Origin of the sequence: Novosphingobium sp. 1529, assembly GCF_040544855.1 — a bacterium.
GTDB lineage: Bacteria > Pseudomonadota > Alphaproteobacteria > Sphingomonadales > Sphingomonadaceae > Novosphingobium > Novosphingobium capsulatum.
In genome coordinates this window covers 190,762-216,588 of record NZ_JBEPKW010000002.1, presented here as the reverse complement: position 1 = coordinate 216,588, position 25,827 = coordinate 190,762, and the positions used below count along the sequence as shown (strand labels likewise).

At 65.3% G+C, this 25,827-nt stretch carries 18 protein-coding genes; 5 read left to right on the top strand and 13 right to left on the bottom strand.

Annotation, left to right across the window (positions count from 1 at the left end):
• Positions 1-21: 21 nt before the first annotated feature.
• From topA to plsY, 3 genes are all read right to left on the bottom strand, one after another.
• Entirely contained in the window at positions 22-2,640 is a 2,619-nt protein-coding gene (gene topA / locus ABIC78_RS06285) for a type I DNA topoisomerase (protein WP_354488357.1), read from the bottom strand.
• A 116-nt stretch (positions 2,641-2,756) separates the two neighbouring features.
• Entirely contained in the window at positions 2,757-3,893 is a 1,137-nt protein-coding gene (gene dprA, locus ABIC78_RS06280) for a DNA-processing protein DprA (RefSeq protein ID WP_354488355.1), read from the bottom strand.
• On the bottom strand, positions 3,893-4,504 hold the full coding sequence (gene plsY, locus ABIC78_RS06275; RefSeq protein WP_022678265.1) for a glycerol-3-phosphate 1-O-acyltransferase PlsY: 612 nt from the start codon (positions 4,502-4,504) through the stop codon (positions 3,893-3,895). The genes dprA and plsY overlap by 1 nt, the downstream gene beginning before the upstream one ends.
• Positions 4,505-4,588: 84 nt before the next feature.
• Between plsY and murI the strand changes: the two genes are divergently transcribed.
• Both murI and hemA read left to right on the top strand, forming a co-directional pair.
• Positions 4,589-5,419: a glutamate racemase gene (gene murI / locus ABIC78_RS06270; RefSeq protein ID WP_354488352.1), complete on the top strand. Its 831-nt coding sequence runs from the start codon at positions 4,589-4,591 to the stop codon at positions 5,417-5,419.
• 312 nt (positions 5,420-5,731) lie between these two features.
• Positions 5,732-6,958 carry a 5-aminolevulinate synthase gene (hemA, locus tag ABIC78_RS06265; protein ID WP_171798529.1) on the top strand — a complete coding sequence of 409 codons (1,227 nt, stop codon included), beginning with the start codon at positions 5,732-5,734 and terminating at the stop codon, positions 6,956-6,958.
• 138 nt (positions 6,959-7,096) lie between these two features.
• On the opposite strand, the gene katG is transcribed toward hemA, so the two are convergent.
• Positions 7,097-9,364 (bottom strand): catalase/peroxidase HPI, encoded by a 2,268-nt coding sequence (gene katG / locus ABIC78_RS06260; RefSeq protein ID WP_502915644.1) that lies wholly within the window; start codon positions 9,362-9,364, stop codon positions 7,097-7,099.
• A 122-nt stretch (positions 9,365-9,486) separates the two neighbouring features.
• Between katG and ABIC78_RS06255 the strand changes: the two genes are divergently transcribed.
• On the top strand, positions 9,487-12,924 hold the full coding sequence (locus ABIC78_RS06255) for a TonB-dependent receptor domain-containing protein (protein ID WP_354488350.1): 3,438 nt from the start codon (positions 9,487-9,489) through the stop codon (positions 12,922-12,924).
• 208 nt (positions 12,925-13,132) lie between these two features.
• Here ABIC78_RS06255 and ABIC78_RS06250 read toward each other — a convergent pair whose 3' ends face one another.
• The 3 genes from ABIC78_RS06250 to ABIC78_RS06240 form a co-directional block, all read right to left on the bottom strand.
• Positions 13,133-14,338 carry a type III PLP-dependent enzyme gene (locus tag ABIC78_RS06250; RefSeq protein WP_054131081.1) on the bottom strand — a complete coding sequence of 402 codons (1,206 nt, stop codon included), beginning with the start codon at positions 14,336-14,338 and terminating at the stop codon, positions 13,133-13,135.
• A gap of 237 nt (positions 14,339-14,575) precedes the next feature.
• Positions 14,576-15,772, bottom strand: coding sequence for a carboxynorspermidine decarboxylase (locus ABIC78_RS06245; protein WP_354488348.1), 1,197 nt, complete (start codon positions 15,770-15,772; stop codon positions 14,576-14,578).
• A gap of 142 nt (positions 15,773-15,914) precedes the next feature.
• Entirely contained in the window at positions 15,915-17,120 is a 1,206-nt protein-coding gene (locus ABIC78_RS06240) for a saccharopine dehydrogenase family protein (protein ID WP_354488346.1), read from the bottom strand.
• Positions 17,121-17,341: 221 nt separating this feature from the next.
• On the opposite strand from ABIC78_RS06240, the gene ABIC78_RS06235 reads away from it, so the two are divergent.
• The gene (locus ABIC78_RS06235; RefSeq protein ID WP_169048297.1) at positions 17,342-18,580 is read left to right on the top strand and encodes a BtaA family protein; all 1,239 of its coding nucleotides are present in this window, start codon (positions 17,342-17,344) and stop codon (positions 18,578-18,580) included.
• Positions 18,577-19,230, top strand: a complete 654-nt coding sequence (locus tag ABIC78_RS06230) for a class I SAM-dependent methyltransferase (protein ID WP_354488344.1) — start codon at positions 18,577-18,579, stop codon at positions 19,228-19,230. The genes ABIC78_RS06235 and ABIC78_RS06230 overlap by 4 nt, the downstream gene beginning before the upstream one ends.
• Before the next feature lie 82 nt (positions 19,231-19,312).
• On the opposite strand, the gene ABIC78_RS06225 is transcribed toward ABIC78_RS06230, so the two are convergent.
• From ABIC78_RS06225 to ABIC78_RS06200, 6 genes are all read right to left on the bottom strand, one after another.
• Positions 19,313-20,521, bottom strand: a complete 1,209-nt coding sequence (locus ABIC78_RS06225; protein WP_062782713.1) for a class I SAM-dependent RNA methyltransferase — start codon at positions 20,519-20,521, stop codon at positions 19,313-19,315.
• A complete protein-coding gene (locus ABIC78_RS06220; RefSeq protein WP_354488341.1) occupies positions 20,518-21,942 on the bottom strand; it encodes an NAD(P)H-hydrate dehydratase in 1,425 nt (474 codons plus the stop codon). Before ABIC78_RS06220 ends, ABIC78_RS06225 begins: the two co-directional genes overlap by 4 nt.
• Positions 21,923-22,327, bottom strand: coding sequence for a hypothetical protein (locus ABIC78_RS06215; RefSeq protein WP_354488339.1), 405 nt, complete (start codon positions 22,325-22,327; stop codon positions 21,923-21,925). The genes ABIC78_RS06220 and ABIC78_RS06215 overlap by 20 nt, the downstream gene beginning before the upstream one ends.
• Positions 22,327-24,183, bottom strand: a complete 1,857-nt coding sequence (gene ilvD, locus ABIC78_RS06210; RefSeq protein WP_171798532.1) for a dihydroxy-acid dehydratase — start codon at positions 24,181-24,183, stop codon at positions 22,327-22,329. The genes ABIC78_RS06215 and ilvD overlap by 1 nt, the downstream gene beginning before the upstream one ends.
• A gap of 87 nt (positions 24,184-24,270) precedes the next feature.
• On the bottom strand, positions 24,271-25,017 hold the full coding sequence (locus ABIC78_RS06205; protein ID WP_354488337.1) for an N-formylglutamate amidohydrolase: 747 nt from the start codon (positions 25,015-25,017) through the stop codon (positions 24,271-24,273).
• Positions 25,014-25,811, bottom strand: a complete 798-nt coding sequence (locus tag ABIC78_RS06200) for a 4-(cytidine 5'-diphospho)-2-C-methyl-D-erythritol kinase (RefSeq protein WP_354488335.1) — start codon at positions 25,809-25,811, stop codon at positions 25,014-25,016. Before ABIC78_RS06200 ends, ABIC78_RS06205 begins: the two co-directional genes overlap by 4 nt.
• Between the last annotated feature and the right edge of the window lie 16 nt (positions 25,812-25,827).

Genomic DNA, 25,827 nt, shown 5'->3' with positions numbered 1-25,827 from the left:
CGTGCCCGCCCCGGCACAGGGTTATTCCGCCGCGGCCTTCTTGCGCGCCGGGGCCTTTTTGGCAGCAGGCGCCTTCTTGGCCGCCGGTTCCTTCTTCGCCGCTGGTTCCTTCTTGGCAGCCGCCTTCTTGGGCGCAGCGGCCTTCTTGGCTGGCGCTTTCTTCTTGCCCTTGGCCGGTCCCTTGGCGGCGCGCTCGTCGATCAAGGCGATCGCTTCGGCGGGCGTCAGGCTTTCAGGCTGCTTGTCGCGCGGCAGCGTGGCGTTGGTAGTGCCATCGGTGACATAGGGACCATAGCGCCCAGCCATCAGCTTGATTTCCCCGCCAGAGGTGGGGTGCGGCCCGAAGGTCTTGAGCGGTTCGGCCGCCGTGCGCGCGCCGCGCCCGCCCGCACCGCTGGCCGCCTCGGCCAGGCGCACCACCGCTGCGTTCATGCCAGTGTCAAACACTTCGGCAGTGGATTTGAGGCGGGCATACTTGCCGTCATGCGCCAGATAGGGGCCATAGCGGCCGATCGCTGCCGTAATCGGCTTGCCGCTTTCAGGGTGCATGCCCACTTCGCGCGGCAGGCTGAGCAGCTTGAGCGCCCATTCCAGATCCAGCTCGGGAATGTCCTTGGGGATCGAGGCGCGCTTGGCATCCTTGCCTTCACCCAACTGGATGTAGGGACCAAACCGCCCGGTGCGGCGCGTCACTTCAAGCCCGGTGTCGGGATCCTTGCCCAGCCCGGTCTCTTCGCCGTCACCACCCTCGCCATTGCCGCCCGGCTGGGCAAACTTGCGGGTGAACTTGCACTCGGGATAGTTGGAGCAGGCGATGAACGCGCCGAAACGGCCACCGCGCAGCGAGAGCCGCCCAGCGCCACACTTGGGGCATTCGCGCGGGTCGTGTCCATCGGCACGCGGCGGAAAGAGATAGTCTTCCAGGAACACGTCCAGCTCGGCGGTAACCTCGCTGGGCTTCTTCTCCATGACCTCGTCGGACTTGGGTTTGAAATCGCGCCAGAATTCGGCCAGCACCTGCTTCCAGGCGGCGCGGCCACCGGAAACATCGTCCAGCTCGTCTTCCATGCCGGCGGTGAATTCGTAGGCGACATAGCGCTCGAAGAACCGTTCGAGGAACGCGGTGAGCATGCGCCCGCTTTCCTCGGCAAAGAACCGGTTCTTCTCGGTCCGCACATAGTTGCGGTCCTTGAGAACCTGCAGCGTGGCCGCATAGGTCGACGGGCGGCCGATGCCGAGCTCTTCCAGCCGCTTGACCAGGCTGGCTTCGGAATAGCGCGGGGGCGGCTGGGTAAAGTGCTGCGTGGCGTCAACGCCGTGCTTGACCGGGCAATCGCCCTTGTTGAGCATCGGCAGCAGGTTGCCGTCTTCATCGTCGCCGTCGGCCTTCTGGTCGCGGCCTTCTTCATAGACGGCCAGGAACCCGGGGAACTTGATCACCTGGCCGGTGGCGCGCAGCTCGTGCTTGCCGGTGCCTTCGCGCAGGGTCACGGTCGTGCGCTCGATCGCGGCAGAGGCCATCTGGCTGGCCAGCGCGCGCTTCCAGATCAGGTCGTAAAGCCGCGCCTCGTCACCGCTGCCATAGTGATCGCGGGTGAAATCGGTGGGGCGGATCGCTTCGTGCGCTTCCTGGGCGTTCTTGGCCTTGGTTTCATAGTGGCGCGGCTTTTCGGGCAGGAAGTGCCCGTTATAGCGGTCGGAGATCGCCCGGCGCGCGGCATCGATGGCGCTGGGGTCCATCTGCACGCCGTCGGTACGCATATAGGTGATGGCGCCCGCTTCATACAGCGTCTGTGCCACGCGCATGGTGTGGCTGGCCGAAAAGCCCAGCTTGCGCGCCGCTTCCTGTTGCAGGGTAGAGGTGGTGAACGGCGGCGAGGGATTGCGCCGCGTGGGTCGCACGTCCACCTCTTCGACGCGGAACGTGCCCGCTTCCACCGCCGCCTTGGCCGCCAGCGCGCTGCCTTCGTCGCCCAGCGACAGGCGATCGAGCTTGTTGCCGTCAAACTTGACGAGGCGCGCCACGAACGGCGTGCCATCGTGCTCCATCCGCGCGGCGACAGACCAGTATTCCTGCGCCTTGAACGTCTCGATCTCGCGCTCGCGCTCCACGATCAGGCGCAGCGCCACCGACTGCACGCGCCCGGCCGACTTGGCGCCCGGCAGCTTGCGCCACAGCACCGGCGACAGCGTGAAGCCGAACAGGTAATCCAGCGCGCGGCGCGCCAGATAGGCATCGATCAGATCCTGGTCCAGCTCGCGCGGCGCCTTCATCGCCGAGGTTACCGCCGGCTTGGTGATGGCGTTAAACGTTACGCGCGAGACATTCTTGGGCAGCGCGCGGCGCTTGGCCAGGAGTTCGCGCACGTGCCAGGAAATAGCCTCGCCTTCGCGATCAGGGTCAGTCGCCAGGATCAGGCCGTCGGCCTCCTTGGCGGCGTCGGTGATCGCCTTCACGCGCGATTGCTTGTCGCCGTACAGCTCCCAATCCATGGCAAAGTCTTCGTCCGGGCGCACGGACCCGTCCTTGACCGGCAGGTCGCGGATATGGCCGTAAGAGGCCAGGACCTTGTAGCCGGGGCCAAGGTACTTCTCGATGGTCTTGGCCTTGGCCGGGGATTCTACAATGACAAGCTGCATGGCGACTGGCAAAACGTCCTTACGCGTATACGTGCGTATGAGGGTGGGGGCGGTTGGACGGTGGCGTCAAGCCCCCGATTTTCAGCGACGGTTCAGGCGTGCGTTCAGGCAGGCGCTCAGGCAAGCGACACCCTCCCCCCGGCATGGCGTAGCAGGCGCCCGGCCAATTCCAGTTCGATCAGCGCCAGTTGCACCGATCCGGCCGGCGCGCCGCTCAGCCGCACCAGTTCATCCACGGCAACCGGCGCGGTGCCGAGCAGCGCGACGATATCGGCCGGCGCATCGTCGGCCGGCGCGCTGTCGAGCGCCACGGGCGCGGCTGCTTCGTGAAACGTGGAGCGCGGCGTGCCGGTAAAGCTTTCGAGCAGTTCGATCACGTCGGCCGGGCTCTGTACCAGGATCGCGCCCTCGCGGATCAACTGGTTGCAGCCCTGGCTGCGGCTGTCGAGGGGGGAGCCCGGAATGGCCATGATCTCCCGCCCCGCTTCTGCCGCCAGCCGCGCGGTGATCAGCGAGCCCGACTTGGGCGCGGCTTCCACCACCACCGTGCCGGCGCACAGCCCGGCGATAATGCGGTTGCGCCGGGGAAAATGGCGGGCCTGCGGTTCGGTGCCAGGCGGCATTTCTGCCAGCAGCACGCCCTGCGCCACGATCTGGGCCTGCAACGCGGCATGTTCGGGCGGATAGATGCTGTCGAGCCCGCCAGCAATCACGCCAATCGTGCCGCCGCCACCCGCCGCCACATCGGGCAGCAAGGAGCCCTGGTGCGCGGCGCCATCGACACCCCGCGCCAAGCCGGAAACCACGGCAAAGCCGGCCGCCGCCAGCGCCGCGCCGAATTCGCGCGCCAGGCGCATCGCTCCAGCTGATGCATTGCGCGCGCCCACCAGCGCCACCGCCGGCCGCGCCAGCAACGCTGCATCACCCTGCATCGTCAGGATCGGTGGCGGCGTGTCGGTCTGCGCCAGCAGCGCGGGATAGTGCGGCGAATCATGAAAGAGATAACGCCCACCCAGCGCGCGCACCCTGGCCGCCTCTGCCGCGATGCGCGCCGCATCGGCCGGGCGATAGGGCGCCCCGCCCCGCGCCGCCAGGCTGGGCAAAGCCTCCACCGCAGCGCCGGCGCTGCCAAAGCGGCGCAGCAACTGGTAATAGGAAACCGGCCCCACGTTGGGTGAGCGCAGCAGCCGCAGCCGGGCCAGCGCCTCGTCGGACGAAAGCGGCAGGGCCGCAGCTTCGTCCGCGCTGGCCATCAGGCGGCGTCCCCGCCGGTGTTCTTCTTGCCGCCGATCTTCGGCTCGGTTCCAGCGAGCAGGCGGGCGATATTGGCCCGGTGCAAAAAGATCACCAGCGCGGCGATCACGGCCAGCACCAGCGCATAATCGCTGCGCCCGATGGCAAGCGCAGCCAGCGGCGCCACCACCACGGCCGACATGCCGCCGACCGAGGAAATACGCACCAGCGCCAGCATGCCCAGCCACACCACCGCATAAGCCAGCCCAATCGGCCAGCCGAGGCCCAGTGCCACGCCCATCGTGGTCGCCACGCCCTTGCCGCCCTTGAAGCGCAGCCACAGCGGGAAGCAGTGCCCGATCACCGCCGCCAGCGCGACCAGCGCCTCGGTGCCGGGGGCATAGGCGCGGGCCAGCCACACCGCCACGCTGCCCTTGAGCAGATCGAGCAGCAGCGTGCTGGCCGCCAGCCCCTTGCGCCCGGTGCGCAAGACATTGGTGGCGCCGATATTGCCCGACCCAATCGCGCGCAGATCACCCGCCCCGGTCAATCGGGTGAGGATCAGGCCGAAGGGAATCGCGCCGAGCAGATAGGCCAGGATGCAGGCCGGAAGGGCAAGGTCATGGGTCACGCCGCCGCTCTTAGCCGTGGTTGCGCACAATCGAAAGGTGGCACGCCCTCCCTTTTTACCACCGTTATCGCTACAAGCGCGGCCATGACCGCTGCTGCCACCGCTTCCGATCCCGCCATGCCGCCGGCCGATGCGCCGATCCTGATGTTCGATTCCGGCGTCGGCGGGCTTTCGGTGCTGGCCAAGCTGCGGCAGGTGCTGCCCCAGGCGCCGGTGATCTATGTGGCTGATAATGCGGGCCTGCCCTATGGCACCAAGACCGAGGCACAGATCGCGGCGCGGGTATCGGGCCTGCTCGGCCGCCTGACCGAACGGCTGCGTCCACGCCTGGTATGCATTGCCTGCAACACGGCCTCCACCATTGCACTGGCTTCGGTGCGCGAAGTGCTGGAGGTGCCGATCGTGGGCACGGTGCCGGCGATCAAGCCCGCCGCCGCGATGACGCAGACCGGCGTGATCGGCCTGCTCGGCACGCAGGCCACCATCCGCCAGGGCTATGTCGATCGGCTGGAGGCAGAGTTTGCCGCCGACAAGCGCCTGCTGCGGCACGGGGCGCCCGAACTGGTTGCCGCAGCAGAGGCGCAATTGCGGGGCCATGCGGTTGATCCCGCCGTGTTTGCCGCAGCAGCCCAGGCCCTGCGCGAACAGCCGGGCGGCGCCCAGATCGATACCGTGGTGCTGGCCTGCACGCATTTTCCGTTGGTAGAGGCCGAGCTGGGCAAAGCATTCGGGCCTGGCGTACGCTTCATCGACGGGTCTGACGGCATCGCCCGGCGCATCGCGTTCCTCACCCAGGGCCAGGAATTTGCCCGCCGCGTGCCCGACCTTGCGCTGTTCACCCGCCTTGACGATGCCGTGGCCGAACTGGCGCCCACGCTGGCGGCACACGGCCTTGACCAGGTGGGCAAGGCTTGAGCGTTGCGGCGCGCCGCCTGGGGCATTTTGCCGCATTGACCTAAAGTGCAATCGCTTCGATCACTCAAACCGCAAAAGTCACTTGGCAAGACTTTACCGCGGGGAGTAGAAGCGCCTGGCAACCCGCGACAAACGCCTTTTGGGAGAGAGGTGGCGGGCGCACAACAACGATGTGGCATTATCCAACCCGTGCATTCACCGCAGGATGGGATTTTGTTGCGATAAGACAAAGACGCGGCCGCCTGGCAGTGCTTCATTGCGAGGCAATCCGGGCCCAGCCGGTCAGCTGCAGGAACGAAGGAGCAGCAAGCAGTGAACTACGACCAGATTTTTGATGCTGCCATCGATCGCCTGCACTCCGAAGGTCGTTATCGCGTTTTCATCGACATCCTGCGCAACAAGGGCGCCTATCCCAACGCGCGCTGCTTTGCCGGCCACAACGGCCCCAAGCCGATCACCGTGTGGTGCTCCAACGATTACCTCGCCATGGGGCAGCACCCCAAGGTGATCGCCGCCATGGAAGAAGCGCTGCACGATGTCGGCGCCGGCTCTGGCGGCACCCGCAACATCGGCGGCAACACCCACTATCACGTCGATCTCGAAAACGAGCTGGCTGATCTCCATGGCAAGCAGGGCGCGCTGCTGTTCACCTCGGGCTATGTCTCGAACGACGCGACGCTGTCCACGCTGGCCAAGGTGCTGCCGGGCTGCGTGATCTTTTCCGACGAGCTCAACCATGCCAGCATGATTGCCGGCATTCGCAACTCCGGCGCGGAAAAGCGCGTGTTCCGTCACAACGATCTGGAGCATCTGGAAGAACTTCTGGCGGAAACCGATCCTGCCGTGCCCAAGCTGATCGCGTTTGAAAGCGTCTATTCGATGGACGGCGACGTCGCCCCGATCCACGCGATATGCGACCTGGCCGACAAGTACAACGCCCTCACCTATATCGACGAAGTGCACGCCGTGGGCATGTATGGCCCGCGCGGCGGCGGCATCACCGACCGTGACAATGCGGCCCACCGCATCGACATCATCGAAGGCACGCTGGGCAAGGCCTTTGGCGTGATGGGCGGCTATATCGCGGCCGACAGCCGGATTATCGATGTGATCCGCTCCTACGCTCCGGGCTTCATCTTCACCACTTCGCTCTCGCCGGTGCTCGTGGCCGGCGTGCTCGCCTCGGTTCGCCACCTCAAGGCATCGAGCGACGAACGCAATGCCCAGCAGGCCGCTGCCGCCACGCTCAAGCAGCTGTTCCGCGATGCCGGCCTTCCGGTAATGGACAGCACTACGCACATCGTCCCGCTGATGGTTGGCGATCCGGTGCGCGCCAAGAAGGTGTCGGACATCCTCCTCGCGGAATACGGCGTCTATGTGCAGCCGATCAATTTCCCCACCGTGCCACGTGGAACCGAGCGCCTGCGCTTCACTCCTGGCCCGGCCCACACCGAGGCAATGATGCGCGACCTGACGCAGGCCCTGGTGGAAATCTGGGAACGGCTTGAACTGGAAATGTCGCAGCGCCAGGCCGCCTAACACTTACATCACCAATCAGAAAAAACGCCCTCGGACAGCAATCCGGGGGCCTTTTTCTTTAAGCCCCATCCTCTTCAGCGGATGGGGTTTGGGGATGGTGGAAACCAGGCACCAGCCCAGCCCCCACCTCCACCCATATCAGAACCGATCTGCGTTCATCACCTTGGTCCAGGCCGCGCCGAAATCGCGCACGAACTGTTCCTTGGCATCGTCCATGGCATAGGCCTCGGCCACGGCGCGCAGTTCGGAATTGGAGCCAAAGATCAGGTCCACCGTCGTCGCCGTCCAGCGCGGCTTGCCGCTGGCACGGTCGCTGCCCTGATAGAGGCCCGCTGCCTTGTCAGACTTCTTCCATACCGTGCCCATGTCGAGCAGGTTGACGAAGAAATCATTGCTCAACGTGCCAGGCTTGGCAGTGAGCACGCCGTTGGCCGAATGGCCGGTATTGGCATCGAGCGCGCGCATCCCGCCCAGCAGCACGGTCATTTCCGGCACGCTCAGGCCCAGCATATCGGCCTTGTCCACCATGGCTTCCGCCGGGCCCTGCCAGTTCGACGGGGCATCGTAATAGTTGCGGAACGGATCCGCCACGGGTTCGAGCACGGCAAAGCTGGCCGGATCGGTCTGCGCCTGGGTGGCATCGACACGGCCTGGCGTGAACGGCAGCGCCAGCGTGACGCCGCCCTTGGCTGCGGCCTGTTCCACCGCCGCATTGCCGCCCAGCACGATCAGATCGGCCAGGCTCACCTTCTTGCCGCCCGGCGCGGTTTTGTTGAAGCCGGCCTGGATTGCCGCCAGCTTGGCTAGCACCGCGTCAAGCTCGGCCGGATCATTGACCGCCCAGGCTTTTTCGGGGCTCAGGCGAATGCGCGCACCATTGGCGCCACCCCGCATATCGGTGCTGCGGAACGTGCTGGCCGAAGCCCAGGCGGCGCGGATCAGTTCGCGCTGCCCCAGCCCGCTCGCCAGGATTTGCGCCTTGAGCTTGGCGATGTCACCGGCATCGATCATGGCGTAATCGGCCTTGGGCAGCGGATCCTGCCACAGGAACGATTGCGCTGGCACGTCAGGGCCGATGTAGCGCCCCTTGGGGCCCATGTCGCGGTGGGTCAGCTTGAACCAGGCGCGGGCAAAGGCATCGGCAAACGCCTGCGGGTCCTTGCGGAACTTGAGCGCGATCGCGCGAAAGCCAGGGTCTTCCTTCACCGCGATATCGGTGGTGAACATCATCGGTGCGTGAGTCACGCCAGCCAGGTGCGCATCGGGCACGATCTGCACGTCCTTGGCGTTCTTGGGCGTCCACTGCTTGGCGCCGGCCGGGCTGGTCGTCAGCACCCAGTCAAACCCGAACAGGTTGTCGAGATACTGCGTGGTGAACGCGATCGGATTGGCTGACCATGCGCCTTCCAACCCGCTGGTCACGGTATCTTCGGCATTGCCCTTGCCACACTTGTTCTTCCACCCGAAACCCTGGTCTTGCACTGGGGCGGCAGCCGGCTGCGGGCCGGTGCATTCCTCCGGCTTGTGCGCGCCGTGCGCCTTGCCAAAGGTGTGGCCACCGGCGATCAGCGCCACGGTTTCATCGTCGTTCATTGCCATGCGGCCAAAGGCGCGGCGGATATCGGCTGCTGCCGCGATCGGGTCGGGATTGCCGCCCGGCCCTTCGGGGTTCACATAGATCAGGCCCATCTGCACCGCGGCGAGCGGGCCCTTGAGCTGGCCATTGGCGCCGATGCGGCTGTTCGCCCCGTCGAGCCACTTCTTCTCGCTGCCCCAGAACACCATGTCCGGCTCCCACGCATCGACGCGGCCACCGGCAAAGCCCAGGGTCTTGAAGCCCATCTGCTCCAGCGCGACGTTGCCGGTCAGCACCATGAGATCGCCCCACGAGATCTTGCGGCCATACTTCTGCTTGATCGGCCAGAGCAGGCGGCGCGCCTTGTCGAGGTTGGCGTTATCTGGCCAGGAATTCTGCGGATCAAAGCGCTGTTCGCCGCCGGCCGATCCGCCACGACCATCGACCGTGCGATAGGTGCCGGCGCTGTGCCATGCCATGCGGATGAAGAACGGGCCGTAATTGCCATAGTCGGCCGGCCACCACGGCTGCGAGGTGGTCAGCACCTTGGCGATATCGGCCTTCACCGCCGCCAGATCTAGCGTCTTGAACGCAGCGGCATAATCGAAATCGGCGCCATATGGATTCGATTTCACGTCATTCTGGCGCAGCGGCGACAGGTCGAGCCGAGCCGGCCACCAGTCCTTGTTGGTCGTGACCGTGTCGCTGGCAGCCATGGCCACAGGCGCAGCCCCAGCGGGAGCGGTTGCTTCGGCATGGGCCAGCGATGTGCCCCAAGGGGCAGTCATCGCCAGACACAAAGCGCCCAGCGAGCGATGAATATGACGCATTGCAACAATCTCCTGCGTTTTAATAAGACAAGCATAGGCGCTGCCGCAAACGCGATGGCGTGCGGCACGAATTGTTTCCGAATATATTCAGACCAACAGAACGAACGCGACCATCAGGCAAAATGCCTGATGACGGGTTTGAAACAGCAATTCCTTGGATTTCAGATCATGTCATCCCGGCATTGCAAATACACTTTCCCTTCATCACGAGTTCAGGGTGTGTCTTTCCGCAATTCGCGGTTTGGCGGAAACAGATTTATCCGGTCACAAAGATTGCCGAAATCGATCATGCGAAAAAGAGCGGGAACCAAGGTGCAGCCACGTGCGTTGCAGCGCGCGAGCGATGCCGTCTGTTGCGAACGAATGCCGCAGTATTGCCCCAAAGGCCAGGGTGTAACCTGGCTGCAACACCCGGACAAGCCATTGATCGAATTGGCGCAAAACAGTTGCGTTTTGATACCTCCCACGCAAGTTTGGTCGCACTTGCAACAAACGGGGGCTTTATGGCCGCGACTACTTTTTCGCAGCGCCGCATGCGTGCCTTGGCAGCTACGGCGTCATTCCTTGTTCCTCTGACCCTGGCCGGCGTGGCGCACGCACAATCCACCGACGCGGCCCCCGCCTCGGCGGAACAGGCTGCACCGGCCGACGCGTCCGATGCCGAAATCGTCGTCACCGGTTCGCGTATCACCCGCGCCCCGATCACCGACCAGCCCGTGGCCACGCTCGGCAGCGACCTGATCGAGCAGCGCGGCTATACCAACGTGGGCCAGGCGCTGCAGCAGCTGCCGGGCTTCGGCGTTCCGGGCAACAGCGTCGCCGGTGACCAGGGCAGCTTCGGCGCCGGCCAGACCTTTGCCAACCTCTATAACCTGGGTTCGCAGCGCACGCTCACCCTCGTCAACGGCATGCGCTTCGTCAGTCCGGCGACCGGCTCGATCTTCGGCGCCGTTGCCGGCAGCCCGGTGGACCTAGGCCAGATCGCGCCGAGCCTGGTTGACCGCATCGAAGTCGTCTCGGTCGGCGGTGCGCCGATCTATGGCTCTGACGCGATCGCCGGTACTGTTAACATCCTGCTGAAGAAGAACTACGACGGCGTGGAAGCCAATGGCTCCTATGGCCTGTCGAAGTATGGCGACGGTCAGGACTACAACTTCTCGGTGCTAGCCGGCAAGAATTTCGCCGAGGGCCGCGGCAACATCACTGCCAACTTCTTCTACGATAAGCAGAACGGCATTACCGGCGCCCAGCGCCCGACCACCTACGGTGGCGAAGCCTCGTTCTTCGGCACCGCCTTGGGCGATACCACCTATGCCTATCAGCTCTACGGTGGCGGCCTGCACTATAACGTGTTCACCAACACCGGCATGCCGATGTATCGGGACAACTATCCGATCCTAGGCAATGCTCCAGCTGCCGCGATCACCAACGCAGGTGGCCAGGCAATGGTCTTCAACCGTGCCGGCCAACTGGTGCCGTTCAAAAATGGTCAGGAAACTGGCAGCCTCATTTCTCAGGCTGGCGGTGACGGCTTTGCGATCGGCGACTACAGCAACTTCCTCGTTTCGTCTGAGCGTTATCAGGGCACTGTCCTCGCACACTACGATGTGAGCGACAGCATCCGATTCAATGGTGAAGTTTGGTTCAGCCGGAATTACGCGTCGAATACTGCTGGCCAGCCGTTTTATAACTATCGCGGTTTCGGCAGAGCGGGCGACACGAACGGCAACCTTATCCTAAGCACGGATAACCCGTTCCTGAGCGCGGCGGATCGCGCCACGATCATCAGCAGCCTGACGGCGAACGGCGCCAACCCCAGCCGCTTCTACATGTCACGCGCGAATACCGATCTTGCCACGGGCGAATTCCGCACCAGTTCCGACCTTCTACGTTTTGTCGGCGGACTGACCGGCGACATTGAAGCCGGCGAACGCAAGCTCACGTGGGAAATCAACGGCACGTATGGCCGTTCCATTTCAAGCACCACCTCGCGCGAAATCGTCACGCAGAACTTCTTCAACGCGCTTGATGCCACCACCGACGGCACTGGCAACATCATCTGCCGCCCGGGCTATACCAATGCCGCGATTGCCACGTTCAGCTCCACTTGCGCGCCGCTGAACATCTTTGGCAATGGTAACGCCAGCAAGGCCGCGCTCGATTATATCACCGCTCAGGCGACCACTCGCCAGATCAACAAACAGTCTGACATCATCGCCGATATCAAGGGCGATCTCGTCAAGCTGCCGGGCGGCTTTGCCAAGTTCGTACTGGGTTACGAGCATCGCTATGAAAGCGCGCGTTTCGATCCGGGTGCGTTCTATTATGGCCAGGACAACGGCGACGGCACTCGGTCGCAGTATGGCAACTCGATCCCGATCGATCCGGTGGCGGGCAGCTACAACACCAATGAAGGCTTTGGCGAAATCAGCCTGCCGTTTATCTCGCCCGACAACGCAGTGCCGGCGGTCTATCGCCTCGAAGTCAATGCGGCGGGTCGCTATGTGAAGAACAGCATCGCTGGTGGCTTCTGGACCTACACCGGTGGTGCTACCTATGCGCCGGTCAAGGACTTGACGCTGCGCGGCAATTACACCCGCTCGTTCCGCGCGCCGTCGATCACTGAATTGTTTGCACCGATCGGGTCGATTTTCGACACCGCCAACGACCCGTGCGACAAGCGCTACATCAACCAGGGGCCGAATCCGACCAACCGCGCCGCCAACTGCGCCGCAGCGGGCGTTCCCGCCAACTTCACGTCCAATGTGGTTGACTACACGGCGCAGGGCACGTCGGGCGGCAATCCGAAGCTGCGCAACGAAGTGGCCAACAGTTGGACGATTGGCGGCGTGTTGCAGCCCAGCTTCCTCCCTGGCCTGACGATCACCAGCGACTATGTGAATATCAAGATCAAGAACGAGATCGCAACGCTCAGCCTGACCGATCTCATGAACGCCTGCTATGACTCGGCCAGCGGCAGCAGTCCGTATTGCAGCACGTTCTCGCGTGACGCGGAAGGCCAGGTTAATGGCTTTGCCGAAGGCAACTACAACATCGGTCTGGAAGTGTTCCGGGCCCTGCAGACCTCGGCCAAGTGGAACCTCCCGCTCAGCCGCCTCGGCCTGCCTTCGTCGGCCGGTGCATTGCTGTTCGACGTGAACTACCTGCATACCTTCCGCCACTACTACCAGATCGGTGAAGGCGATTTCACCAAGACGGTGGGCGGCGTTGCCGAACCGACCGACAACTTCACGGCAACGGCAGTCTGGGCCACCAAGTCGATCAACTGGATGTGGCAGGCCACGTATTATGGGCCGGCCAAGGTTGCGGTGAACTCGGCCGACACGGTGTATCAATACCCGCGCGTGGGCGCCTATGTGCTGTTCAACAGCGCACTCGGCTTCAACGTGAATGACCGTTTCAGCCTGCGCTTCAACGTCAACAACGTCTTCAATCGCAGCCTGCCGTTCCCCTATGCCCTCGGCAGCGCGACTTCGACCCGCTACTACGACGCTGTGATGGGCCGCTACATGCGCGTTACGGCTGGCATCAAATTCTGATGACCACGGCTGCGTGGCGGTTTCGGCCGCCATGCAGCACGGGCCGCAACGCCCCATACTACACAACAAAAAAGGCCCCGCCGATGCGATCGACGGGGCCTTTTTTCTGGGTTGCGACCCGATTGGACTCGGGATGTGGGAAAATTATATCGATTGCAACATGACGCAAAAATGAACCGGCGGACCGCAGTCCGCCGGTTTCAAGTGTTCAGCGCAGCGAAACCACGTTGTCGCCGGTGCGCAGGTGGCGACGGCTGCCGTTGTACTGGCTGGCCATCGGCTCGTCCGCCACGGTGTAGGTTTCAACCGCTTCAAAGCCGTTGAACGCGGTCTTCATCGCCGCGCCATAGGCACCGAGCATACCGATCTCGATATAGTCGCCGGCGCGGACATCGCCGGGCAGCGGGAACGGCCCTTCCATGAAGTCCATGTCGTCGCAGGTCGGGCCATAGAAGCTGAAGTCCTGCGCCTCGACACTACCAGCGGCATCGTTGTCGGCTTCGCGCAGCAGGCGCACCGGAAAGCGCCAGCCCACGTGTGCGGCATCGAACAGCGCGCCATAGGCGCCGTCGTTGATGAACAGCTCGTTCTCGCGGCGCTTTTCAACGCGCACGATGATCGAGTTGTATTCCGCGCACAGCGCACGGCCCGGCTCGCACCACAGCTCGGCCGAGTAGGACACCGGCAGCGATTCGTAGGTACGGTCGATCAGCGCGAAGTAATCTTCGAGCGGCGGCGGCTCCATGCCCGGATAGACCGACGGGAAGCCCCCACCCACGTCGATGATGTCCACCGTGACGGCAGCATCGACGATCGCGGCACGGGCCTTTTCCAGCGCCAGCACATAGGCATGCGGGCTCATCGCCTGGCTGCCCACGTGGAAGCACACACCCAGGCAATCAGCCAGCTGGCGGGTCTGCTGCAGCAGTTCACGCGCATCGACCAGGTCCACGCCGAACTTCGAAGCGAGGCTCAGTTCCGAATGCTCGGACGAGACGCGCAGACGCACGCAGAGCGTGAGATCGGTCGCGCCATTGGTCGCTTCGCGGATCTTTTCCAGCTCGTCGAGCGAGTCGAGGCTGAACGTGCGCACGCCGTGGACGTGATAGGCCTCGGCAATGGCGCGCGGCGCCTTGACCGGGTGCATGAAGCACAGCGTGGCTTGCGGCAGCGTGGCGCGCACCAGCTTGACCTCGGTGATCGAGGCGACGTCATAGTGCGTGACACCGGCGTCCCAGAGGATGCGCAGGAGGTCAGGAGAGGGGTTCGCTTTGACAGCATAGAGCGACTTGCCCGGAAACTTCTCGACAAAGAAGCGGGCTGCGCGCGCGGCTGCATGCGGGCGGTTCAAAATGGCGGGTTGGTCAGGCGCGGTGGCGCGAACTACAGCCCGTGCATCAGGATGAATGTGCAACTCAAGGGACCCCCAAACGGAACGTGGAACGAAAGCTGCCTTGCGGTTTGGAAGTCCCCATGGGGCAGCGAGGAAGCGCTAAATAAGGCTCAGGGGGCGAACTTCAAGCGAAAAAATCCCCCTTTCACAAATCTGTCACAGTGCCAGCCTCGGACTGGCGCACCCCCGCCCCGTCCGGGCGCAGGCAGCACCTCGACGGGAGCGAGCAATAGACTGTTTTAAAGAGATATTCTCCGGTCAGCTCAGCCGGTCGCGGAAATCTTCATAGGCAAACCGGCGCACCAGCTCGAGCGTGTCAGCCCCGCTGTCCCACAGCCAGATCGACGGCAGCGGCACCCCGTTGAACGTGGTCGTCTTGACCATCGAATAATGCGCCTGATCCAGGAACGCGAAACGCACGCCCGGCTCGGCCGGAACCGGCAGGCGATAGTCGCCGATCACATCGCCCGCCAGGCACGATGGCCCGCCCAGGCGCACCGGGGCATCGCCGGCGCCATCCTCGTATTCGTCGATCGGCAGCTCGCCCAGCATGGCCGGCCGATAGGGTGCCTCGATCACGTCGGGCATGTGGCACGTGGCGGAAATGTCGGTGATCGCAATGTCCATGCCGTTCCAATGGCGATCGAGCACGGTGCCCACCAGGATGCCGGCGTCGAGCGCCACGGCCTCACCGGGCTCGAGATAGATCTCGCACCCGGTCTGGGCCTTCACCGCGCGCAGGAAAGCCACCAGGTCGTCGCGCTGGTAATCCGCGCGCGTCACATGGTGGCCACCGCCAAAGTTCAGCCACTTGAGCTGGCCCAGGAACGGCGCGATGCGCGGCAGCAGCGCTTCCCAGGTGCGGCGCAGCGGCTCGAAATCCTGCTCGCACAGCGTGTGGAAATGCAGGCCGGACGCGCCTTCAAGGTGCTCTGGCTGCAACTGGTCCACCGGAAAGCCCAGGCGCGAATGCGGCGCGCACGGGTCATAGCGCGGCACTTCGCCTTCCTGGTGCAGCGGATTGATCCGCAGGCCCACGTCGAACGCCTGGCCATCGGCGCGCGCCTGCGCCAGCACCGGGGCAAAGCGCGCGATCTGGAACGGCGAATTGAAAATCACGTGATCCGAAAGCGCGCAGATTTCGGCCAGGTCTTCCGCCTTGTAGGCCGCGCAATAGGTCGCGATCTCACCCTGGTAGTGCTCGGCCGCCAGCTTGGCCTCCCACAGGCCCGAGGTGCACACGCCGTCGAGGTATTCGCCCACCACCGGCGCCACCTGCCACATCGAAAAGGCCTTGAGCGCGGCCAGAACCTTGATCCCGGCCCGATCGCGAATGTCGGCCAGGGTCGCCAGGTTGCGCCGCAGGGCCTGCACATCGACGACGAAGGCTGGGCTGTCGACGCGCGACAGATCGAAATGGGCGAAGGCGCCCGGGTCACCGGCTCTGGTTTCCATGAAGGTGCGGCCTTTCTGTGGTGTGCGGGTGGCTTCCACCACCCCCAACCCCCTCCTCTGAAGAGGAGGGGGCTATTTGGGTCTTACTCCCCCTCCTCTTCAGAGGAGGGGGTCGGGGGGTGGTGCGAGGCCTTGCGAGACCTCAGAACTGCAGCGGGCCTGCCAGTTCCTTCACCTGCCAGGGCAGGCCATGCTGGTTGAGCATGTCCATGAACGGATCGGGATCGAGCTGTTCGATGTTGAACACGCCCTCGCCCTTCCACAGGCCCTGCACCATCAGCGCCGCGCCGATCATCGCCGGAACGCCGGTGGTGTAGCTGATCGCCTGGTTGCCGGTTTCGGCAAAGGCATCTTCATGGTCGCAGATGTTGTAGATGTAGAACGTCTTTTCAACGCCGTCCTTGGTGCCGGTGGCGATGTCACCGATGTTGGTCTTGCCCTTGGTGGTGGCGCCGAGCGACGCCGGTTCGGGCAGCACGGCCTTGAGGAACTGCAAGGGAATGATTTCCTTGCCTTCATAGATCACCGGATCGATCCGCGTCATGCCCACGTTCTGCAGCACGGTGAGGTGCGTGATATAGGCGTCGCCAAACGTCATCCAGAAACGGATGCGCTTGATTTCGGGCAGGTGGGTCTTCAGGCTTTCGATTTCCTCATGATACATGAGGTACATGTTCTTGGGGCCGACCGCCTCGAAATCGAACTGCTGGCGGATGGTCAGCGCCGGGGTTTCCACCCATTCGCCGTTCAGCCAGTGACGCGCTGGCGCGGTCACTTCGCGGATGTTGATTTCCGGGTTGAAGTTGGTGGCAAAGGCCTGGCCATGATCGCCGCCGTTGCAATCGAGAATGTCGAGCGTGCGAATCGTGTCGAGCTTGTGCTTCTTGAGCCAGGTGGCAAACACCGACGTCACGCCCGGGTCAAAGCCCGAACCGAGCAGCGCCATCAGGCCCTTTTCCTTGAAGCGTTCCTGATAGGCCCACTGCCACTTGTATTCGAACTTGGCTTCTTCGCGCGGTTCGTAGTTGGCGGTGTCCATATAATGCACGCCGGCCGCCAGGCACGCGTCCATGATGGTCAGATCCTGGTAGGGCAGTGCCAGGTTGACCACCAGCATGGGCTTCACCTGGTTGATCAGCGCGGTGGTGGCGGCCACATCGTCGGCGTCGATCTGATAGGTGGCCACGTCAACACCGGTGCGTTCCTTCACCGATGCGGCAATCGCGTCGCACTTGCTCTTCGTGCGGCTGGCGAGCGCGATGCCGGTGAAGATATCGGCATTCATCGCCATCTTGTGGACCGCGACCGAGCCGACGCCGCCGGCGCCAATCACAAGAACCTGAGCCATGGTCACTCCATAATTCGAGAAAACAAGGGGCATTCGGCCTGCCCGGCACAGGGCAGACCCATCATGGGCAGGCCCCATAGGGCAAGCACATGACAAACCCAAGTCCTATTGCGGGCAACGCAACCGGGGCGAAACCCGATATGCCGCCGGGTTTGCCATATTACCGCAACGCCGCTGCCTTAAACCGGTGCCCATCCATACGAATGGGAAAAACACTGGCCATGGAACTGCAACGCCACCGGGGCCAACCCGGCGCCGGCAACCCGATCACCCGCTCTGTCGTGCGCAAGGGCGCCGGCGTTGCCCACCGCCTGCTCGATCATGCCTTTGCCCTGGCGTTTCGCGGGCTGGTCTATGCGCAGATCTGGGAAGACCCGGATGTCGACATGGACGCCCTGCAGATCCGGCCGGACAGCCGCGTGGTGGCGATCGCCAGCGGCGGGTGCAACGTGCTGTCCTATCTGGTGGCCGATCCCGAAAGCATCACGGCCGTCGATCTTAACACCGCGCATATCGCGCTCAACAAGCTCAAGCTGGCCGCAGCGCAGGGCCTTCCCGACCATGCCGCCTTCCACCGCTTTTTCGCCCAGGCGGATAGCCCGGCCAACATCGCGGCCTATCGCGCGCATCTGGCGCCCATGCTCGATGAGCCGACGCGCCGCTATTGGGAAGGACGCGACCTGATTGGCCGGCGCCGCATCGGCGGCTTTTCCAAGGGCATCTACAAGCGCGGGCTGCTCGGCAATTTCATCGGCGTGGCGCATCTGCTGGCCAAGCTCTATCGCATCGACCTGGCACAAATCCTGGCCGCCCCCACACAAGAGGCGCAGCGCGCCGTGTTCGAGCGCGAACTGGCCCCGGTGTTCGACAAGCGCTTCGTGCGCTGGCTGACCGACCAGCCCGCCGCGCTGTTTGGTCTTGGCATTCCCCCGGCGCAATTCGATGCCTTGGCCGGGGACCAGCGCATGGCGCAAGTGCTGCGTCGCCGCCTGGAAAAGCTGGCCTGCGATTTTCCGATCGAAGAGAACTATTTCGCCTGGCAGGCCTTTTCACGCGGCTATGCCCGCGATGGCGATGGGCCGCTGCCGCCCTATCTCCAGGCCGGGAACTGGGACGCCGTGCGCGCCCGCGCCGGCCGCGTGACCGTGCTTCACGCCAATTTCACCGAGCATCTCGCCACGCTGCCCGATGCCTCGCGCGATCGCTATGTCCTGCTCGATGCGCAAGACTGGATGACCGATACCCAGCTCAACGCGCTGTGGCAGCAGATCACCCGCACCGCGCGGCCCGGCGCCCGCGTGCTGTTCCGCACTGCGGCCCAACCCACGCTGCTGCCGGGACGCGTGGCGCCCGACCTGCTCGACCGCTGGACCTATCACGCGCAGGCCAGCGCCGGCTTTACCGCGCGCGATCGCTCGTCGATCTATGGCGGCGTCCACCTTTACGAACTGCGCGCATGACGATGCTGGCCGGGCAGGCGCGCGCGCACGGTGCGCTGATGGATGCGATCTATCGCCGCCAGGTGCGCATCTATGACATCACGCGCAAATATTACCTGTTCGGCCGCGATCGCCTGATCCGCGGGCTGGACGCCCAGCCCGGCGCCCGCGTGCTCGAACTGGGCTGTGGTACCGGCCGCAACCTGGCGATGATCGCGCGGCGCTGGCCCGGCATGCGCCTGTTCGGCATCGATATCTCGCGCGAGATGCTCGGGGCCGCACAGGCGCGGCTGGGCAATGGCGCGCGGCTGGCACTGGCCGATGCGAGCGCTTTTGACGCGGCGGCACTGCTCGGCACGGCGCGGTTCGATCGCGTCGTCATCTCGTTTGCGCTCTCGATGATCCCGCCATGGCAGCAAACGGTCGCCCATGCCGCCACCCTGCTGGCGCCGGGCGGATCGCTGCACATCGTCGATTTCCACGATGCCGCCGGTTTGCCCGGCCCGCTGCGCCGCCTGCTCCAAGCGTGGCTGACGCGCTTTCATGTGACGCCGCGCACCGAACTGGCCAAGCTGGCCCAGGACATCGCCACGCAGCAGGGCCTGTCTTGCCAGACCCATACCGGCGCCTTTGGCTATTACCGCCTGGTCGTGCTCACCCGGTCACGCTGACACCCTGTGCGCAGGCCTGTGGATAACCTGCGCACAATCCTTGGATATCGCCGGGAAAGCCTGTGCATTGCGCCGGCCCTGATCAGGCGCCTGCGCGCACGAACAGGCTCGCCAGTTCGACATGGGTGGACCAGCGGAACTGGCCCACAGCCTTGAGCCCTTCCAGGCGATAGCCGGCCGCCACCAGCGTTGCCGCATCACGCGCCCAGCTGGCCGGGTTGCAGCTGATATAGACCACCCGCGCCACGGTTGATTCCGCGATCTGCCCCACCTGCTCGCGCGCACCGGCGCGCGGCGGATCGAGCAGCACGGCAGCGAAGCGGTTCAGTTCTTCGGCCCGCAGCGGATTGCGGAACAGATCGCGGTGCAGCGCGTGCACCGGACGGCCCTGGCTGCGCGCCGCCGCCTGGCAGGCGAGATGCGCGTCGCGCGCGGCTTCCACCGCCAGCACCTTGGTGCCCGGCCCGGCCAGGGCAAAGGCAAACGTGCCCAACCCGGCGAAGAGATCGGCGACTGTGCTGGCGCCGGCCAGCCAGCCCTGTGCGACGGCGACCAGCGCCGCTTCGCCATCGGCTGTCGCCTGCAGGAACGCGCCCGGCGGAATGCCCACGGCGGTACCACCCAGGGTGATCGTCGCCGGATCAGGCTCCCACGTGGTTTCCGGGCCATAGCCGGTATCGATCGTCAGCCGCGCCAGGCGGTGATCGCGGGCGAAATCGAGCAGCGCCTCGGTCCGTGCCAGATTATCGGCCACCAGGCCGGAAAAGCCGACGGCCACGCCCTGGTCGGCCAGCGTCAGTTCCACGTCTACCGCCAGCTTACGATCCTGCCAGCTTTCCAGCAGCGTGCGCAGCGGGGCCACCAGCGCCATCAACTCGGGCGCAATGACGTGGCATTCGCGCATGTCGATGGTCTTGTGGCTGCCACCCTCGCGAAAGCCCAGCACCACGCGGCGGCCGATCGCCTGCGCATGCAGGGTGGCGCGGCGGCGGGTGCGCGGCGGCGAAAGGTGGGTGGGCTCGGGCGTGCCGGGGTCCAGTTCCTGCCCCTTGGCAGCGCCGATCACCCGGCTGCCGACGAAATCGGTCAGCGCGGCTTCGGAAAGATGCTGCAACTGGCAACCGCCACAGGCCGGGAAGTGCCGACAGGGCGGCTCGACATGGTTGGGCCCCCAGGTCAGCGTGCCATCGGCCTCCAGCATGTCACCGGGGGCAGAGAGTGCGACATAGCGGCCATCGGCCGTGGCGCCCTCACCCTTGGCGGCAACGCGCACGATCGGTGCCGCGCTCATGCCAGCACCTGTTGCATCGCACCGGCGATGGCATGGGCCAGATCGCCACTGGTGAAGGCCGGGCCGGCTAAGCGCGCCGCTTCGCCATGGAGCCACAGCCCTTCCTGCGCGGCGCGATGCGGGTCGCGCAGCACGGCCAGGCGGCTGGCAACGGTGCCAGCCAGCACATCGCCGCTGCCGGCCACCGACAGCCACGACGACGCGCGCGGCGCCACGGTCACTGCGCCATCGGGCGCGGCGATCACACTGTCCGGTCCCTTGAGAATCACCACAGCACGGGCGGCTTGCGCCAGTGCCACGGCGCGCGCGCACCGGTCACCCGTGCCGGAAAGTCCAAAATTGCGTTCCAAAACCCGCATCTCTCCATCATGCGGGGTCAACACCAAGGGTGTTCCCCGCAGCATCGCCGGCGCCAGCAAGACCAGCGCATCGGCATCAATCACCATGGGCCGGCCTGCTCCAAGCGCTGCAGCCAGGCGAGCCCGCGCTACATCATCACGGCCCAGCCCCGGCCCCACCAGCAACGCGGCAAAGCGATCATCGTCCAACGCGGCTGCCAGCGCCGCTTGTTTGGCCGTGTCGCGCACCACCAGTTCCGGCGGCGGCCCGGATAGCGCGCTTTCGCCCGCCAAGACCTGTACATAGCCTGCCCCACCGCGCAGCGCGGCCGTCGCCGCCAGAAGCGCCGCGCCGGGCATGGCACCGGCCACGATGCCCAGCAAGCCCCGGCGATACTTGTGCGCATCGGCCGTTGGCGCTGCCAAGACTGGCCGTGCCAGCACATGCGCCGCGCCGGGCACCGTGCCCACGCCGATATCCACCAGCCGCAGCGCGCCCATCTTGGCGCAAGCCGGCATGGCATAGTGGGCATGCTTCCATGCCCCCAAGGCCAAGGTCAGATGCCAATCGGGCAGACCGGGATTGAGGCATTCGCCGCTATCGCTGGCCACGCCGCTGGGCACATCGATCGCGATCCGATAGGCGTGCCGCGCGGCCAGATTGGCCAGCATCGCTGCCGATGCATCGTCCAGCGGCCGGGTCAGCCCGCTGCCGAACAGGCAATCGACCAGCACGCCGCCCAGCCCGTCAGCCGCGCTTTCCATAACGGTGCCGGCATACAGCGCCCGCGCCCGCTGCGCCGCCGGGGTGGCGGGCGGCCCGGGCGCGATCACGCACACACGCAAGCCCGCCTCGGCCAGATATTGCGCGATGACATAGCCATCGCCGCCATTGTTGCCCGGCCCGCACAGCACGGTCACGCGCCGCCCGGCCGCCACCCGGCGCACCCATTCCCCGGCGCCGCGCCCGGCCCGCTGCATCAGCGCATGAACATCGGTTCCAGCGGCGATCAGGGCGTCTTCGGCGGCGCGCATCTGCGCGACGGTGAGGATTTGCGCAGGGTCAGGGCTTGGCGGGAGCATCGGGTCCAGCCGGGGCACTGGCCGGGGCGTCGGCCTTCACTTTGGCGGGAAAGCGATAGCGGTCGCTGCCCACCGTCACTTCTAGCCGGCCATCGGCCAGCCACGCCACCTGGGCAGGCACCACACCGTCTGCCGTCACCACGCCGCGCCCGTCATCGACCTTGAGCAAGCGGCGAAATCCGCCAGCGGGATGATGCACGACCAACAGGTGCCGGCCCTGTTCCATCACCGGCTCCACCTTGCAATCGCGCGCAAAGGCCGTGGCGCCATCGGTGGCGCATTCGATAGTGACCATCGGCCGTTCCGGCGCAGAGCCGGCGCCCTGCCCGCAGGCAGCCAGCGCCAGCAGCGGCAGCAGCGGCAGCAGGGCGGCCGCGCGCAGCATCAGCTCCGCTTCAACTGCGCCAGGTCGCGCACCGCGCCGCGCGCCGCACTCGTCGTCATCGCGGCATAGGCCTGCAGGGCCACCGAAACCTTGCGCGCGCGCGGCTTGGCCGGTTGCCAGGCATCGGCGCCCTTGGCCTCCATCGCGGCGCGGCGGCGGGCGAGTTCATCGGCCGACACCAGCACGTCGATCTTGCGGCCAGGAATGTCGATGGCGATCAGGTCACCGGTTTCCACCAGGCCGATCGCCCCACCCTCGGCCGCCTCGGGCGAGACGTGGCCGATCGACAGGCCCGAGCTGCCGCCCGAAAAGCGCCCGTCCGTCACCAGCGCGCAGGCCTTGCCCAGGCCCTTGGACTTCAAATAGCTGGTGGGATAGAGCATCTCCTGCATGCCGGGACCGCCCTTCGGCCCTTCATAGCGGATCAGCACCACATCGCCTTCCACCACCTGGCCGGTGAGGATCGCGGTCACCGCGGCGTCCTGGCTTTCATAGACCTTGGCCGGGCCGGTGAACGTGAGGATGCTTTCATCCACGCCCGCCGTCTTCACGATACAGCCATCGGCGGCGATGTTGCCGGCCAGCACGGCCAGCCCGCCATCCTGGCTGAAGGCATGGGTCGCGCTGCGGATCACGCCGTTTTCGCGATCGAGGTCCAGCTCGGCCCAGCGGCGGCTCTGACTGAATGCGGTCTGCGTCGGCACGCCACCAGGGGCGGCACGATAGAATTCCTGTACCGAGGGCGCATTGGTGCGCGCCACGTCCCACTGCGCCAGCGCATCGGCCATGGTGCGGGCGTGCACCGTCGGCGTATCGGTGTGCAGCAGCCCGGCGCGGTCCAATTCGCCCAGGATCGCCATGATCCCGCCGGCGCGGTGCACGTCTTCCATGTGCACGTCGTTCTTGGCGGGCGCCACCTTGGACAGCACCGGCACCCGGCGCGACAGGCGATCAATATCGGCCATGGTGAAATCGACCCCGGCCTCGTGGGCGGCGGCCAAGAGGTGCAACACGGTGTTGGTCGAACCGCCCATGGCGATGTCGAGGCTCATCGCATTTTCGAACGCGCGGAAGTTGGCGATCGCGCGCGGCAGAGTGCTCTCGTCACCCTCTTCGTAATAGCGCTTGCACAGGTCCACAGCCAGGCGCCCTGCTTCCAGGAACAGGCGCTGGCGATCGGCGTGGGTCGCCAGGGTGGAGCCATTGCCGGGCAAGGACAGGCCGAGTGCTTCGGTCAGGCAGTTCATCGAATTGGCGGTGAACATGCCCGAGCACGAGCCGCACGTCGGGCAAGCCGAACGCTCGATATCGGCCACTTCCTCGTCAGTATAGTTGTCATCGGCGGCCACGACCATGGCATCGACCAGGTCGAGCGCGTGTTCCTTGCCACGCAGCACGACCTTGCCGGCTTCCATCGGCCCGCCCGACACGAACACCACGGGAATGTTGATGCGCATGGCCGCCATCAGCATGCCCGGCGTGATCTTGTCGCAGTTGGAGATACACACCATGGCGTCGGCGCAGTGCGCGTTGACCATGTATTCCACGCTATCGGCAATCAGATCGCGGCTCGGCAGCGAATAGAGCATGCCGTCGTGGCCCATGGCGATGCCATCATCCACGGCGATGGTATTGAATTCCTTGGCAACGCCGCCCGCGGCCTCGATTTCGCGTGCCACCATCTGGCCCAGGTCCTTGAGGTGGACGTGGCCCGGCACGAACTGGGTGAACGAGTTTACCACGGCGACGATCGGCTTGCCGAAATCGCCATCCTTCATCCCCGTTGCGCGCCACAGGCTGCGCGCGCCCGCCATGTTGCGGCCGTGGGTAGAGGTGCGGGAGCGGTAGGCGGGCATTGTTCGGAAACTCCAGGCATGCAATTTTCTCGCGCCGCGCAGGCGCAAGCACGTGCCCCTACTCCACGTGAGCCGACGCGTCCAAGGTTACATTTGCGACTTTTTGGCGAGGCCCGCAACCACCACCGGCAACAACCGGGAGAGCCGCGCGGCCCACTCCGCCTGGCCCGCCGCGTCGCCAATCAGATCCTGGCGCAGTTCCAGCCCAACATAGGCCCGCCCATGCGCCTCGGCATGGCGGTTCATCGTGGCATTGAGCAGACGCCCCGAATAGGGCTGCTGATCGCCCACGCACAGGCCCGGCTCTTGACCCAGCCAATTGAGCGCCAGATGTGCGGCGCGCGTATCGTCGTTGTACAACACGCCGACATGCCATGGCCGCTGCTGTTCGGGATCACTTGAAAGACGCGGCGTAAAGCTATGCAGTGAAAGGATAAGGGCCGGTTCATTCGCCGCCAGTATTCGCGCCAGCGCGGTATGATAAGGATCGAAGAACCGCGCCAGCCGCCCTGCGCGAGCAGCGGCGTCGAGCCGGTTGCCGGGGATCGCATGCCCGTCGCTCGCCTCGGGCACCACGCCCGGCGCATCGGCATCGCGGTTGAAATCGCAGACCAGCCGGCTCACCCCGCCCAGGAATGCCGCCACGCCAGGGGTTTGCGCCAGGATGGCGGCAATGCCGGCAACGCCAATGTCGATAGCCATGTGCTGGCTCAACAAGGCAGGATCGATACCCAGGTCGATATCGCCTGGCACACGCGCCGATGCGTGGTCGGAAACGATCAGCACCCCACCTGTTGTGGGTGTACCCAGCAGAGTCCAGGCCTCGGCGCTCATCGCAACGCTCCGGCCAGCGTCCACCATGCGCCAGGCATGGCCGCCTGCGCGGCATCGCGCGCGGCCGTATCGTCAAACAGCGCAAAGCAAGTTGCGCCAGACCCAGACATGCGCACCAGCCAGGCGCCCGTGGCGCGCAGCGCGGCGAGCACCTCACCGATTTGCGGCACCAGCGCCAGCGCCGGTGCTTCCAGATCGTTGCGCCCGTCCAGCGCGATGGTGCGCAGGTTTCCGGTCGGCAGCGGGCCGCGATCGACGCCATCCCAGCCCTTGAACACCGGTCCGGTCGCCAGCGGAATGCGCGGATTGACCAGCAGCACCGGGCAGCCGGCCAAGTCGTTGTCCACCGCTTCCAACTCGGTGCCGGTACCGCGCCCGATGCAAGCCTGGCTCGCCACGCAAGCGGGCACATCGGCGCCCAGCGCAGCGGCGCGCGCGTGCCAATCCTTCGGCAGGCCCTGCGCCCGCTCGACCAGGCGAAACACTGCGCCGGCGTCGGCCGATCCACCACCCAGCCCAGCCGCCACCGGCAAGCGCTTTTCCAGCGTGACCGCCCAGCCTTGCTCACGCGGCAGCGTGGTCAGCGCCTTGGCCACGATATTGCCAAAGGGATCGGCCAGTTCACCGCCGAATTCACCCACCACGCGCAAGGCATCCTGCGCTGCCGGGCTTACTGCCAGTTCATCGCCCGCGTCGACAAAGGCGAACGCGGTTTCCAGCGCGTGATAGCCGTCCTGGCGCCGCGCGCGCACGTGCAGCGCCAGGTTGATCTTGGCAAAGGCCATTTCATGCATGGTTTGAACAACGGGG